The sequence below is a fragment of the Bradyrhizobium sp. MI1.3 genome, from assembly GCF_055811695.1.
In genome coordinates, this window is sequence record NZ_JBVVPQ010000007.1 from 33,581 (window position 1) to 47,431 (window position 13,851).

Annotated in this window: 16 protein-coding genes; 7 read left to right on the top strand and 9 right to left on the bottom strand. The window is 64.2% G+C overall.

Annotation, left to right across the window (positions count from 1 at the left end; all coding sequences use genetic code 11):
- Positions 1 to 58 precede the first annotated feature (58 nt).
- The 3 genes from AC0L3A_RS06720 to AC0L3A_RS06730 are packed head-to-tail and all read right to left on the bottom strand — an operon-like array spanning position 59 to position 1,809.
- A complete protein-coding gene (locus AC0L3A_RS06720) occupies positions 59 to 799 on the bottom strand; it encodes a di-trans,poly-cis-decaprenylcistransferase (protein WP_473253891.1) in 741 nt (246 codons plus the stop codon).
- A 31-nt stretch (positions 800 to 830) separates the two neighbouring features.
- Entirely contained in the window at positions 831 to 1,205 is a 375-nt protein-coding gene (locus AC0L3A_RS06725) for a winged helix-turn-helix domain-containing protein (protein ID WP_007598229.1), read from the bottom strand.
- A complete protein-coding gene (locus tag AC0L3A_RS06730; protein WP_007598230.1) occupies positions 1,192 to 1,809 on the bottom strand; it encodes a hypothetical protein in 618 nt (205 codons plus the stop codon). The genes AC0L3A_RS06725 and AC0L3A_RS06730 overlap by 14 nt, the downstream gene beginning before the upstream one ends.
- 202 nt (positions 1,810 to 2,011) lie before the next feature.
- Between AC0L3A_RS06730 and AC0L3A_RS06735 the strand changes: the two genes are divergently transcribed.
- Entirely contained in the window at positions 2,012 to 3,259 is a 1,248-nt protein-coding gene (locus AC0L3A_RS06735; RefSeq protein ID WP_007598231.1) for a S1C family serine protease, read from the top strand.
- 76 nt (positions 3,260 to 3,335) lie between these two features.
- Here the strand turns inward: AC0L3A_RS06735 and AC0L3A_RS06740 are convergent, their stop codons facing one another.
- A complete protein-coding gene (locus AC0L3A_RS06740; RefSeq protein ID WP_007598233.1) occupies positions 3,336 to 3,614 on the bottom strand; it encodes a DUF3551 domain-containing protein in 279 nt (92 codons plus the stop codon).
- 167 nt (positions 3,615 to 3,781) lie between these two features.
- On the bottom strand, positions 3,782 to 4,756 hold the full coding sequence (locus AC0L3A_RS06745) for a Bug family tripartite tricarboxylate transporter substrate binding protein (protein WP_354200249.1): 975 nt from the start codon (positions 4,754 to 4,756) through the stop codon (positions 3,782 to 3,784).
- 125 nt (positions 4,757 to 4,881) lie between these two features.
- On the opposite strand from AC0L3A_RS06745, the gene AC0L3A_RS06750 reads away from it, so the two are divergent.
- On the top strand, positions 4,882 to 5,301 hold the full coding sequence (locus AC0L3A_RS06750) for a VOC family protein (protein ID WP_473253892.1): 420 nt from the start codon (positions 4,882 to 4,884) through the stop codon (positions 5,299 to 5,301).
- A gap of 180 nt (positions 5,302 to 5,481) precedes the next feature.
- Positions 5,482 to 7,062: an ATP-dependent acyl-CoA ligase gene (locus AC0L3A_RS06755; RefSeq protein WP_473253893.1), complete on the top strand. Its 1,581-nt coding sequence runs from the start codon at positions 5,482 to 5,484 to the stop codon at positions 7,060 to 7,062.
- Positions 7,063 to 7,176: 114 nt separating this feature from the next.
- Here the strand turns inward: AC0L3A_RS06755 and AC0L3A_RS06760 are convergent, their stop codons facing one another.
- Complete coding sequence (locus tag AC0L3A_RS06760; RefSeq protein ID WP_007598238.1) at positions 7,177 to 8,271, bottom strand: HD-GYP domain-containing protein; 1,095 nt, start codon at positions 8,269 to 8,271, stop codon at positions 7,177 to 7,179.
- A gap of 355 nt (positions 8,272 to 8,626) precedes the next feature.
- Here AC0L3A_RS06760 and AC0L3A_RS06765 point away from each other — a divergent pair, with 355 nt between their 5' ends.
- From AC0L3A_RS06765 to AC0L3A_RS06780, 4 genes are all read left to right on the top strand, one after another.
- On the top strand, positions 8,627 to 9,391 hold the full coding sequence (locus AC0L3A_RS06765) for an alpha/beta fold hydrolase (RefSeq protein WP_007598240.1): 765 nt from the start codon (positions 8,627 to 8,629) through the stop codon (positions 9,389 to 9,391).
- A gap of 23 nt (positions 9,392 to 9,414) precedes the next feature.
- Positions 9,415 to 9,750: a hypothetical protein gene (locus tag AC0L3A_RS06770; RefSeq protein ID WP_007598242.1), complete on the top strand. Its 336-nt coding sequence runs from the start codon at positions 9,415 to 9,417 to the stop codon at positions 9,748 to 9,750.
- A 182-nt stretch (positions 9,751 to 9,932) separates the two neighbouring features.
- Entirely contained in the window at positions 9,933 to 10,604 is a 672-nt protein-coding gene (locus AC0L3A_RS06775; RefSeq protein WP_007598249.1) for a dienelactone hydrolase family protein, read from the top strand.
- Positions 10,605 to 10,740: 136 nt separating this feature from the next.
- Positions 10,741 to 11,220: a hypothetical protein gene (locus AC0L3A_RS06780; RefSeq protein ID WP_007598251.1), complete on the top strand. Its 480-nt coding sequence runs from the start codon at positions 10,741 to 10,743 to the stop codon at positions 11,218 to 11,220.
- Positions 11,221 to 11,320: 100 nt separating this feature from the next.
- On the opposite strand, the gene AC0L3A_RS06785 is transcribed toward AC0L3A_RS06780, so the two are convergent.
- The 3 genes from AC0L3A_RS06785 to AC0L3A_RS06795 all read right to left on the bottom strand — a co-directional run bounded on the left by AC0L3A_RS06785 (position 11,321) and on the right by AC0L3A_RS06795 (position 13,609).
- On the bottom strand, positions 11,321 to 12,067 hold the full coding sequence (locus tag AC0L3A_RS06785) for a polysaccharide biosynthesis/export family protein (protein WP_035993830.1): 747 nt from the start codon (positions 12,065 to 12,067) through the stop codon (positions 11,321 to 11,323).
- Between the two features lie 372 nt (positions 12,068 to 12,439).
- A complete protein-coding gene (msrA, locus tag AC0L3A_RS06790; RefSeq protein WP_007598255.1) occupies positions 12,440 to 13,096 on the bottom strand; it encodes a peptide-methionine (S)-S-oxide reductase MsrA in 657 nt (218 codons plus the stop codon).
- Positions 13,097 to 13,291: 195 nt separating this feature from the next.
- Positions 13,292 to 13,609, bottom strand: coding sequence for a hypothetical protein (locus tag AC0L3A_RS06795; RefSeq protein ID WP_007598257.1), 318 nt, complete (start codon positions 13,607 to 13,609; stop codon positions 13,292 to 13,294).
- Between the last annotated feature and the right edge of the window lie 242 nt (positions 13,610 to 13,851).

The window sequence follows — 13,851 nt, forward strand, 5'->3', positions numbered from 1 at the left end:
GGACGGTGCTGCCAATCTTGCGGCCGAAAACGAACAGTTCGTTCCTCGGTGCCGAGCGTCACACGCGAGAGAGTGAAGGCACCTCCTCCGGCACGATCGCCTGCAGGCCGCCGAAGCGACGCTCGCGGCCGTGGAAGGAGGCCAGGGCCGCGGCGAGATCGCCCGCGTCGAATTCGGGCCACATCCGCTCGGTGAAGTGCAGCTCGGCATAGGCACCTTCCCAGAGCAGGAAGTCCGACAGCCGTTTCTCACCCGAGGTGCGGATGATGAGGTCGACGTCGCGCAAACCCGCCTCGCCGGTGACGAGCTGCGAAAACGCCTCGCGGGTGAGACTCGTCAGCGCCGCCGCCTTTGCCGCCGCGTTGAGGATGGCATCGCGCGCGGAATAGTCGACGGCGATGCGCAAATGAAGCGAGCTTCCGTGCGCGGTGGCATCTTCCGCATGCGAAATCGCATTGGCAATGCCGTCGGGCAAGCGGTCGCGACGGCCGATCACGGTGAGGCGAACGCCGTTCTTGACCAGGCTCTGCACCTCGTTGGCGAGATAGAAGCGCAGAAGCGTCATCAGCGCGGCGACCTCGGCCTTCGGCCTCCGCCAATTGTCGGTGGAGAAGGCGTAGAGCGTCAGCGTGCCGATGCCCTGCTTGGGCGCGGCTTCGACGATGCGGCGGATCGTCTCGACGCCGGCCTCATGGCCGCGCAGGCGCGACAGGCCGCGCCGCGTCGCCCATCTGCCGTTGCCGTCCATGATGATGCCGACGTGAAGCTTCTCGTTGCGGGGCACAAGGTCACTTTGCATTGCAAAGTCTCCGGTCAAAAAAGGGGGAGGATCAGGTCGAGACGATACCGAGGCGGCCGAGCGGTGCCGCTTCGCGGCCGGCAGCCTTGGCGGCGTCGCGCACCAGGCGTTCGAGCACGGCGAGATAGTCGAGGAAGCGGCGGCGGCCGGCCTTGGTCAGGCGGCAGGTCGTGTGCGGGCGATTGCCCTCATAGCCCTTGGTCACCTCGACGAGGCCGGCTTCCTGGAGCACGGCGAGATGCCGGCTGAGATTGCCGTCGGTGAGGCCGCAGAGCTGCTTGAGATCGGCGAACGCCAGACCCTTCGGATGCGCCATCAGCGAGGTCAGAAGTCCGAGCCTCGCCTTCTCGTGGATCACGCGGTCCAGTCCTTCATAAGAGAAGGGTGCGCTGTCAGTCTTCGACATCATGGTCTCCGGATGCGAAATGCAGAATGCCCGCCATCACCGACTGCCCGATTACGAAGGGCACGCCCATGGTCCAGGGCGACAGCGTATGGGTTTGGCTCGCGAGCACCACCACCGCAAAACCGGACATGAAATACCATGCGCCGGCGAGCGCCACGGTGCGTGGCAGCGAACGGACCGAGGCGAAAATGCCGAGCGACACCAGGATCTGCCACAAGCCTGGCAGCAGCCACAGCGTTTCGCCCGCGAACTTCCACATCACCACCGCAAGCAGCACACCGGCAACGCCTGCGGGCAGGAACTGCTCGACGGCCTGGTGGATCATGGCATCGGCGAGGCCCGAATGATGGCGGCGCGAACGCGCGCGCATCTCGATGCCGATGATCAGGCCGGAGAGTGCGGCGGCAATGAACCAGCCGAAGAAGAAGCCGAGCGGCTCGCCGGTGGGATCGCCGAGCAGCCAGAATTGCAGGATCGCGGTGAGAAGCGCGACCGCGCCGGTCGCAGCCATCGTCGCCGGGCCGTAGCCGCGGAATGCCGTGCCGGCCGCAATCTGGCTGCGGATCGCCACAATGTCGGCCAGTGCCTTGTCGAGATCGCGCATTGGCAACGCCAAAACCTCGTACCGCCCATGCTTGCCGGGACTATCAATGCCGGTGCTTTGTACCGCAAAGTATATCGGATCGCAAAGTAAAGGCAAGCCCGAACGTCGTCTCTTAATACTGGCCCCTCGCCAGACAACTGCCGGTTGCGCGACAGCTCCTCCCGCAGATAAGATGCGCGCGAATGCGTTCTGGGGGAAAAGTATGTGGCTTAAGTCATTCATCGTTGCGTCTTTATTGCAGCTGAGCGTCGTCATCGCAGCGCATGCGGCCGGGCCGTTCGGCAGCGTCAAAATCGGCAACTGGGTCGGCGGTGCGTTCAGCAACGACGAAACGGGAGCCTTCTCGCATTGTGCCGCGACGGCGCCTTATGCCAACGGAGTCATTCTCGTCGTCGGCCAGAATTCTGGGGGCTCGTGGATATTGAGCTTTGCGAGTCCCAGCTACCGCTTCACCAAGGGCGAGAACACCGCGATCGACGTCATCTTTGACGGACAGGAGCAGGCCAGACTGTTCGCCACGGCCAACCAGACGAACATGCTCAGCTCCGTCATGCCTGCGAACGTGGTCCGAACGTTTCAGAAGGCGAGCCTGATGGTCGCGACGAGCGGCCGCACCGTGCTGAATTTCGACCTGACCTCGGCCGGGCCCGTGATTGCGGCATTGGCCAATTGCGTCACCAAGGTCAAAGCCGACGGGCTGAGCAAGGCCGGCGATTTCACAAAGGTTGCCGCCAAGCCGCAGGCCACGCCGGACAAGCAGGCACCGCCAGCCAACGGCAGCAAACCTGCCAGAGCCAAGAGCGGCACCGGCTTTGTCGTGAGCGCCGGCGGACACATCGTCACCAACAACCATGTCATCGATGGCTGCGTCGGCGACATCAAGGGCAATCTCACCGGCGACGCCTCGATGGTGCTGCGCGTCGTGTCGAGCGATGCCAACAACGATCTCGCTCTGTTGCAGGCGCCGTCGACGACCACGTTCAAGGAGTTCGCTCGAATCCGCGACCGCTCGATCCGCTCCGGCGATTCCGTCGTCGCGATCGGCTTTCCGTTCCATGGGCTGCTGACTTCGGATTTCACCGTGACGACTGGCATCGTCAGCTCGCTCAGCGGCATGCGCAACGATTCGCGTTTCCTGCAAATCAGTGCGCCGGTGCAGCCCGGCAATAGCGGCGGCCCGCTGTTCGACACCGCCGGGCAGATCGTCGGCGTCGTTACAGGAAAGCTGGACGGGTTACGGGTCGCCGCTGCGACCGGCAACATCCCCGAGAACATCAACTTCGCGATCAAGACCGGCGCGCTGCGCGACTTCCTCGACAACTCCGTGGTGCCCTACCAGACTGCCGAACCGAAGGGCGAGATCAAGACCACCGACATCGCCGGCAATGCGCGGCCCTATACGATGCTGATCTCGTGCAACGGCACGGAGCAGGCTGAGGCGAAGCGGTAGCGGCAAGGCAGGCGGCGTCTGCGCGGCCGCGGATGGCGCGAACGCGATCCGGGCTACCAGTCAAACCGAGAGTTCCTTAATACGGCGCCACGGGCCGCGTGCGCCGCGACTGCCGCGGTTGCGGCAGGGACGATTGACCGTAGGCGACGAGCGGGTTGGGCCCGCAGGCCATGAGCCGGCCCGACACACTGGCCTGACATTGTCCATAGGTGCTGTAGGTGCAATCGCCGGGATACTCGTACCCGCCGCCCTGGGCACACCAGGGATAGTCGTGCGCCGCTGCCGGCGTGACGGCGGAGAAGCCGGCAAGGAGTGTCGCGCCGAGGCCCAGCAGTGCCAATTGCGTCTTGCGCATGATCCCAACTCCTATCCTCACAGCGCGAGATACGCGCCATATAACATCAGGTTTCGCCACGCCGTTTTATTCCAGATCGACTGGCGCTGACACGCAAGAAACCTTGATACGCAAGAAAAAAGCCCTGCCGAACGGGCAGGGCTCCAATCACGGACATCACAAGATCGCTACTCGACCTTCAGGCCGGCGAACTCGACGACCTTCTTCCATTTCTCGGTCTCGGCCTTGATCTCCTCGCCGAACGCCTCGGGCGTCTGTGCCCGCGGCTCGCCGCCGAGCTCGACCAGGCGTTTGGCCATGTCCGGCTCCTTTATCAGCGTGTTGATCTCGCTGTTGAGCTTGGCAATGATCTCCTTGGGCGTGTTCTTCGGTGCCCCCATGCCGAACAGCGCGCTCGCCTCGTAATCCTTCACGGTCTCGCCGATCGCCGGCACGTCGGGCAGCTGCGGCGAGCGCTCCGCCGTGGTGACGCCGATGGCGCGGAGCGAGCCGGACCGGATGTGCTGGATGATCGAGGGCATGTTGTCGAAGATCACCTGCACCTGGCCGCCGAGCATGTCGGTGATCGCCGGCGCGGCGCCGCGATAGGGCACGTGCTGCATCTTGCAGCCCGTCAGCGCCATGAACATCTCGCCGGACAGATGCACCGAGGTGCCGTTGCCCGAGGAGGCCATGTTGACCTTGCCGGGATTGGCCTTCACGTATTCGATGAACTCGGCGACGGTCTTGGCCGGCACGTCCTTGTTGACGGTCATCACGTTCGGCACGCGCTGGAACGAGGCGACCGGCGCGATGTCGCGCACGAAGTTGAACTTCAGGTTGGTGTAGAGCGAGGCGTTGATGTAATTGGCCGGATTGACCAGTTGCAACGTGTAGCCGTCGGGCTCGGCGTTGACGACCGATTCGGTCGCGATATTGTTGCCGGCACCCGGCTTGTTCTCGATCACGAATTGCTGGCCGAACTTCTCCGACAGCCGCTGACCGATCAGCCGCGCCAGGATGTCGGTCGCCCCGCCCGGCGGATAGCCGACCACCCATTTCACCGGGTGGGTCGGGTAATCGGCGGCAAGGGCCTTCGACAGCGGGCTGGCTGCAAGCGGACTGGCGGCGAGCAGGCTCAGCGCGGTACGGCGAGTGATCATTTCAAGGGTTCTCCCAACGTGTTGTTCTTGAAGCCAGACAGCTTGAAAATGGCGTCGGCGCGGTTGTAACAAAGCTTGCCGCAGGCGGAAAGTGCACGGGGCGCATCACGACGAAAGGATAAGGCATGGCGGTCAAGGTCGAAGCCCTCGATCATCTCGTGATCAACGTCGCGGACGTCGCAGTGACCGCCGAGTGGTACGGCAAGATTCTCGGCATGGAAGTCAAGGTGTTCGACCCCGGCGGCGGCAAAGCGCCGCGGACTTCTCTTCAATTCGGTAACCAGAAGATCAACGTCCGGCCGCGCGATGCCGACAAGGTGGAGTGGTTCACCGCGGACCACCAGACCGCCGGCAGCGAGGATCTGTGCTTCCTCACCTCAGCAAGCCCCGACGAGGTGGTGACGCATTTGAAGGCACATGGCGTCGCGATCGAACAAGACCCGGTTCTCAAGCAGGGCGCCCGCGGCACGCTGCGCTCGGTCTATTGCAGGGATCCGGATGGCAGCCTGATCGAAATTTCGTCATACGAGGACGGCGGCCGGTAAGGCCAAGCCGCCTGCCCCACGCACCGTCATTGCAAGGAGCCCTTGCGACGAAGCATCCAGACTCTCTCCGGGGAGGGATTCTGGATTGCTTCGCTACGCTCGCAAGACGGCCGAAAGAGCAGGAAGACGCAATCATCAAAACGCAGCCGCCGGCAAGATGCAGGCTGCACGGGAGGACATATGCCGAATTCGCAAGCCGCCGCCGGAATCGTCGGCCCATTCGACGGGCTCGACGTGCCCTGGCTGCTGAAGATGCGGGCCGAGGTGCGCAGCTCACATCCGTTCCTGATCTGGGCGCCGTTCGACGCGCCCGCGCGGCGCTGGAGCTATGGCGAGTTTCACGAGCGGGTCGGCGCGCTCGCGGCGGGACTGGCGAAGCGCGGCGTGAAGCCGGGCGAATATGTGCTCATCCATCTCGACAATTGCATCGAGGCGCTGCTGGCCTGGTTCGCCTGTGTCGAGTTGGGCGCGATCGCGGTGACCACCAACACGCGCTCGGCACCGGCCGAGCTCGACTATTTTGCCGATCATTGCGGCGCGGTCGCCGCGATCACGCAGCCGGCCTATGCCGAGATCGTCGCGCAGAACTGCCGCAACATCCGCTGGATGGCGGTGACCTCGCATGATTCCGGCACGGCGCCCGCAAAACCGGTCTCGCGCGGCGATAGTTTCGAATCGCTGTTCGCCGACGGCGCCGACCGTCCCAGGCGTGCGACCGATCCGCTCGCGCCGTGCAGCGTGCAATACACCTCGGGCACGACATCGCGCCCCAAGGCGGTGCTGTGGACCCACGCCAACGCGCTGTGGGGCGCCAAGATCAACGCCGCGCATGAGGACCTGCACGCCGGCGACGTGCACCAGGCCTATCTGCCGCTGTTCCACACCAACGCGCTGGCCTATTCGATGTTGGCGACGCTATGGGTCGGTGCCACCTGCGTGATCCAGCCGCGCTTTTCCGCCAGCCGGTTCTGGGGCGCCGCGCGCGAGCACGGGTCGACCTGGACCTCGACGATTCCGTTCTGCATGAAGGCGCTGCTCGAGCAGGAGATCCCGAGGGATCACAAATTCCGCCTGTGGGGCACCGCGATCAACGAACCGCCGGCCTTCGCCGCCTTCGGCGTCAAGATCATCGGCTGGTGGGGCATGACAGAGACCATCACCCACGGCATCGTCGGCGAGATCGACCAGCCCAACATCGCGATGTCGATCGGCCGCGCCGCGAGCGAATACCAGATCCGCATCACCGACGATGACGGACGGGCGACCGAGGTCGGCGACACCGGCAACCTCTCGATCAAGGGCATTGTCGGCCTGTCGCTGTTCGCCGAATATCTGCACAACGAGAAGGCGACGCGCGAGAGCTTTGACGAGCACGGCTTCTTCCTCACCGGTGATCGCGTGGTGCGGCTGGAGAACGGCTATATCCGCTTCGGGGATCGCAGCAAGGACATGCTCAAGGTCGGCGGCGAGAACGTCGCGGCGTCCGAGATCGAGCAGGTGATCGCAATGGTCCCCGGCGTGCGCGAGGCCGCCGTCGTGGCGAAGACGCATCCGATGCTGGACGAGGTGCCGGTCGTCTTCATCATCCCGCAGGGCGGCGTCACCGCTGCGCGGCCCGATCTGCATGACAACGTGATGGCTGCCTGCCGCAAGAGCCTCGCCGACTTCAAGGTGCCGCGCGAGATCCGCTTTGTCGACGACATGCCGCGCTCGACGCTGGAGAAGGTGGCGAAGGCGGAGCTGAGGAAGATGGTGGGGTGAGGCGTAAAGTAGGGTGGGTTAGCCGAAGGCGTAACCCACCAACTTCGTCCGGCAAATGTGGAAGCATGGTGGGTTACGCTACGCTAACCCACCCTACGGCTACGACACGGGAGCTCAGAACGACCCCAGCGCCACCGGGCGGAACGCCTGCAATAGCTGCTGGTCCAGCTTGCCGCTCATGCCTTCCATCATCGTGAACGCGCGCGAGTGGGTGAAGGGCATGCGATAGGCGCGCTTCTCCACGAGTGCCGCGTAGATGTCGACGATGGTCGTGACCCGCACGATATCGCTGATCTGGTTCGACGAGAGATTGTTGGGATAGCCGGAGCCGTCGAGGAATTCGTGGTGATGCAGCACAACGTCCAGCATCTCCGGCGGGAAGCCGCCTTGAGCTGCGAGCGCGTCATAGCCGCGGCGCGGATGCTGGCGGACTTCGGCCATCTCCTCGTCGGTGAGCTTGCCGGGCTTGTCGAGCAGCGCGGAGGGAACGAAGGCCTTGCCGACGTCGTGCAGCAGCGCGGCACGAGTCAGCCGGCGCTGGTCGTCCTCGCGCATGCCGAGATGCTGGGCAAAGGAGACCGCAAATCCGGTCACGAACAGGCAGTGCCGATAGCTGCCGACATGGTGGCAGCCCACCGTGGTGAGCCACTCGCGCAGCGAGGAGTGCTTGATCGCCTTCAGGATCTTGCTCTCGGCGGCGATGACGTCGTCGAAGGTCAGGGGCACGCCGAGCGGCAGCTTCTCGAACATCTTCTTCAGCACCGCATGCGCGGCCTCGACGCCGCGGTTGAGCGTCTTGCCGCGATCGGTGGCGTCATAGACGGCGGTGTCGGGGAAGGCTGCGCGGATGCGCTGCAGGATGTCCTCGGGCTGAAGCGGCCGCGAGATGGTGTCGGTGGCGCCCAGCGCCCAGGCCTGCATGGTGCCGTGATGCAGGGCGTCCGCAAGCACGAACAGACGAGGCATCGAACGATAGGCATCGCCGCGCAGCTTGTTGCGCACCCGTTGCACGCTCTCGGGCGAGCGCAGATTGATGTCGACCACGAGGCCGGAGAGATCGCGCGAGGGCTGCTCGGGGAGTTCCTGCGTCGTCACTGTCGCAACGTCGCCGACGGCCTTGAGGATGCTGGCGAGTTCGCTGCTCTCGTCGCTCCGGTCGGAGGCGAGCAGGAGCCGGCGTTTGGCGGCGGGTTTGGCTGAGGCGTTCATGGCTTCCCCAAGAGCACGGGCGTGTTTCGGGCAGAAGCCTAAGCCGGATCAGGTTCTCCGGCCCTTAAGAGGCGTGCTCAATGGAGCCTTCCGGAATTGAGTGCAATTTTAGGGATCTCGGGTTCCATGGCAGGAATGGCGCAAAAAGGGCGAAAACAACCCCATGCACAGTAGGCGGGCCATTGATGACAAAGGGGAATTTCTCCGTCATGGCCGCCTGAAAATGCAAACTAATCCGCCGGAGGTTGACCTCCGGCGGATCATCTTGTTCAGCACGCTAGCCTTACGTCTTCATCACGCCCTTCACGGCTTCGGCGTCGTGAGAGAGAATAAGAAAACAAAAAGGGTGGAAACAATGCCGAGGATCGATCGAGACGGCGTCGGAATCTATTACGAGATCCATGGCGAAGGCCCGCCGCTGCTGCTGACTCACGGTTACTCATCGACCTCGGCGATGTGGCATTGGCAGGTCGAGGCGCTTGCCAGGGACCACAAGCTGATCTTGTGGGACATGCGCGGTCACGGCCAGTCCGATTATCCCGACGATCCCGCCGCTTATAGCGAAGCGCTCACGGTCGGCGACATCGCGGCGATCCTGGATGCGGTCGGCACTGAGCGCGCCATCATCGGCGGGCTGTCGCTCGGCGGCTATATGTCGCTTGCCTTCGCTCGCGCGCATCCAATGCGCGTTCGCGCGCTGCTGATCATCGACACCGGACCGGGATTCAAGAAGGACGATGCACGCGAGGCCTGGAACGCGCGGGCGCTCGCCACTGCCGACAAGCTCGATCGCGAAGGGCTCGACGTGCTGAAGGCCGCAACGCGCGAGCGCGCCACCGCGAGCCATCGCAATGCCAAGGGATTGGCGCTCGCCGCACGCGGCATGCTGACCCAGCGCGATGCGAAGGTGATCGAGCTGCTGCCGGAGATCAAGGTGCCCAGTCTGGTCGTGGTCGGCGCCGACGACACACCGTTCCTCGCCGCGTCGGACTACATGGCCGCGAAAATTCCCGGCGCACAAAAGGTCGTGATCCCCGCCGCCGGACACGCCGTCAACATCGACCAGCCCAAGGCTTTTATTGACGCGGTGCTGCCTTTCCTGAAGAACTTGCCGGAATAGGACGATCGGACGGGAACACGGCAATGAAGCGAGCGATGTTGGCTGCGGGCGCGGTGTTGCTGTCGGTATCCGCGCAGGCCGAGCAATTCGGCGGGACACCGCCCCGCCTGCCCTTCGTCGCGACGTTGTCGAACAACACGCCGCTCGCCTTCGGCATGGATGCAGGGCAAACCGCGCGCGCCCTCGGCCAGCCTCTGCAATATGTGCGCGGACGCCCCGGCAACGAGATCTATCTCGCGCTTCGCAACATCGGCGGCAGCGGACTGATCTCCAACCGTCACCGCCTGTTCCTGCAGTTCCGTCATGGCCGGCTGGCGGGATGGAAGGAGGATTACGGCGAGAACTGGATGTGGGAGTGAGGTGGGCGCGCAACCGCCTCCCCTCATCCTGAGGAGCTTGCAAAGCAAGCGTCTCGAAGGATGAAGGCCCCGCTGCTGCATCTCGGCCTCTATCCTTCGAGACGCGCGCGAAGAGCGCGCTCCTCAGGATGAGGAGAGAGAGCGGAGTTCGTGATCGACGATCAACAAGAAGGACAACCCGCGTGGGACAAGACATCAGACTGACCGCCTCCGATAATTTCCAGCTCGGCGCCTATCGCGCTGATCCCGCAGGCCCCCCGAAGGGCGCGGTGGTGGTGATCCAGGAGATTTTTGGGGTCAACCATCACATCCGCTCGGTCTGCGATCGCCTCGCCGGGGAAGGCTATGTCGCGATCGCGCCGTCGATCTTCGACCGGACCTCGCCGGGCTTCCAGTCGGGCTACACGCCTGACGAGATCGCCGAAGCGCGCAAATTCGTCGCCAATCCCGACTGGGACGCGATGCTGCGCGACACGCAAGCCGCGATCGATGCGGTGAAGAGCGTCGGCCCGGTCGGCATCATCGGCTTTTGCCTGGGCGGCAGCGTCGCCTTCGTCGCGGCGACGCGGCTGTCGGGCCTGAAGGCCGCGATCGGCTATTACGGCGGCGCCGTCGTGCGCTTTGCCGACGAAACACCAAAAGTTCCGACACAGCTGCATTTTGGCGAAAAGGATGCCGGCATTCCCCTGACCGACGTCGAGACCATCAAGACGAAGCGGCCGGACGTGGAAATCTTCGTCTATCCGGGCGCGCAGCACGGCTTCCATTGCGACGAGCGGGCGAGCTACGACAAGGCCAGCGCCGACATCGCCTGGCCGCGCAGCATGGAATTTTTCGCGAAGCATTTGCGATAGCGCGGCTGATCTCTCCACCGTCATTCCGGGCTCGCGCTCCGGAATGACGAGGGCGGAGAGCAGGAATCGGGTGGCTGCATCCTGCCGGGCGGCGATAGAGCTGGCTGATCAAGCCAACTCACGCCGGGAGATCGTGATGCAGCAGGCCAATACGAACATCGTCATCCGCAATCCGTTCGGCACCATGGACGTTCCCGGTCCTGACGATCGCGAGGTCATGGACTATGCCGCAACCGCCTTACTTTCGGGCGATGCGGCCGACGTCAACGCGGCGCATTGGGCAGACATTCAGGCGCCGTCCGATCCTCTGGAAGGCCCGTGGGCCAGCCGCTGGAATGGCGGCGCCGATCCGACCATCGCCGGCGATACGCCGGAGACGTGGAAAGACGGGCGCGCGGAGGTGCGGGTCGCAGGCGGACGCATCTATCTGCGCTTCGATTGGGATCACGGCCGACGGCACGGGCTGATCGATGCTGCGCGCGAGGGCGCGCGCCTGGTCGGGAAATACATCAACCTAACCAATCCAGCGATCACGCGGCCATGGATCGGGCGCGTGGTCGATGCCGCGCGCATCGATGGATGTTTTCCGAACGGGCGGCTGGATTTCAGAAGGTGAGCTAGAGCTTCGGTTCTGATTGCATCAGAACCGAGGCTCTAGATTCTTTTTTGACGCGTTTTCTTCACGCGAACCGGTATCCACTTCGCTCGAAAACGCTCTAGAACCAGCGCTCGCCGACAAATACGGTGTCGCCCGGCGCCAGTGGGGTGCCGAGCGGCACCACGGCGCGCATGGCGCCGCCGGCTTCGGTATGCGTGACGGTGACCACATCGCGCTTGGCGCGTGGCGAGAAGCCGCCCGCGATTGCCACGGCGCTTTCGACCGTCATGTTCGGCACGTACGGATACTGGCCGGGCGCGGAGACTTCGCCGAGAATGAAGAACGGGCGATAGGCCTCGATCTCGACGGCGACCGAGGGCTCGCGGATGTAGCCGTTGCGCAGCCGTGCGGCGATCTCGCCGGCCAGACCCGCCGGCGTGCGGCCGCGTGCCGGCACGCCGCCGATCAGCGGCATCGTGATGGAACCGCCGGCGTCGATCGCGTAGCTGTTGGTGAGACCTTCCTGGCCGTAGACCACGACGCGCAGCCTGTCGCCGGCGTCGAGATGGTAGGAGGAATCGTAGCGGACCGGCGCCGCCATCGGCGCGGCATAACCGACCGGCATGGGCGCGGGCGAAGAGGCAAAGGAATTGCGCAACGCCCCGATGGCGCCGCCACCGTCGCCGACGACGACCGGCTGAGGCGCGTAATAGGGCTGGCCATAGGCCATGGAGTCGAGATCGGCGCGCGGCTGCATCACCGCGACGGGGCCGGCGGTCTGCATGCAGCCGCCAAGGCCAAGCGCGGCGGACGCTGCCAGGGACGCTGCCAAGATCGACCATCGAAACGCGCGTGCAACCGGCACCGGACTTATCCCTCGAAACGAGACAGATCCAGTGATGCACCGGTTATGGTTAATAAAGCGTTGAGGGGCGGGCGGCGCGACGATGCGGCTGCGGCGCAGTGCGCTCCCTCTCGCTTGCGGGCGCGGCTAGCGCATATGGCCTTTTGGGCCAAGCTGAACAAGCGCCTCGTCCTTCGAGACGACCGCTCCGCGGTCTCCTCAGGATGAGGCTAATCGGCATCGGTGCCTGCTGGCACTATTGCCGCAGACGCCGTCCTCATCCTGAGGAGCCCGCCTAAAGCGGGCATCTCGAAGGATGGGCCACAGGAAACTGCTCTCAAATGCGCCGACCTCTCCCGCAAGCGGGAGAGGTGCACCACCTTCGCGGCTGGCTTACGCGCTCACACCGACGCCGATCGGGCAGGACACGCCGGTGCCGCCAAGGCCGCAATAACCGGCGGGATTCTTGGCCAGATATTGCTGATGATAGTCCTCGGCAAAGTAGAATTGGCCGGCGGGTGCGATCTCGGTGGTGATGGTGCCGAGACCTTTTGCAGCAAGCGCTTTCTGATAGAGCGCCTTCGATTGATCGGCCGCTTTTTTCTGCGCGTCTGAATAGGTGTAGATCGCGCTTCGGTACTGCGTGCCGACGTCGTTGCCCTGACGCATGCCCTGCGTCGGGTTGTGGCTCTCCCAGAACGTCTTCAACAGCTTCTCGTAGGACACCTTGGTCGGATCGAACACGACCAGCACCACTTCGGTGTGACCGGTGCGGCCCGAGCAGGTCTCTTCATAGGTCGGGTTCGGCGTGTGGCCGCCGGCATAGCCGACGGCGGTGGTGTAAACGCCGTCGCCAAGCTCCCAGAACTTGCGCTCGGCGCCCCAGAAGCAGCCGAGCCCGAACACCGCCTGCTCGAGGCCGGCGGGATAAGGCGGCTGCAACTTCGTGCCGTTGACGAAATGGGTGGTCGCGGTCGGAATGGCTTGCGCACGGCCCGGCAGCGCTTCATTGGCGCTCGGCAATGCGGTGGTCTTGCGCATGAACAGCATGGACGGATCTCCGGGAACGAGCTGTCCGTCGCCGAGGACAAGCTATTGAGCCAAGGCGATGAACCAAGCGCTCAGGCGACGTGCTCGCGATCAGGTGGGAATATAGGTCTTTACGCGCAAAGGGGCAGCCCTGTTACGCCGCGCGCGGCCGCTTCAGTCGCGCGAATTGAAAGCTCAATCCCGGGAATTGAAAGCTCAATCCCGGGAATAGCCGATCAACGGCTTGCGCGGGCGGAACAGGATCATCAGGAGGATACCGAGAATGCCGAGGACGGCGAAAACCGGCTGATCCAGCACCAGGCGGATCACCGAGGTCCAGATCCAGGGCGCCTTGGCCTCGACCCAGGTCCGGAACGCCGTCTGGCTGGCCTGATTGATGTCGTTCCAGAACTGGCCGAAGCGGGTGAACCGCAGGGTCTGGTCGGCCACCCAGCGGGCGCCGTCATAGACCATGAAGATGAACCCGCCGGCGAGCAGCAACAGCCCAATCAGTCGGAAAAAGCCGCGGATCATGCCTCACCCTCTATAGTCGTCCGATCGGACGACCCTCGGAACGCCGCCAGCCAATACAAGGGAGACGGCAGAAATTCAACCTCTTCAGGGCGTTACGGCACTCATCCCTGGCCTGAGGGGCTGCTTGTCCAGCCCGGGAAAGCGTTGACGGTGCCAAAGACCCTCTCTATAAGGGCGCCAACTGGCGGCGGGCGCAATCCTGCCGCCGCTGTTCTTTGAGCAGATGCAGGCTCCTTGGGCTG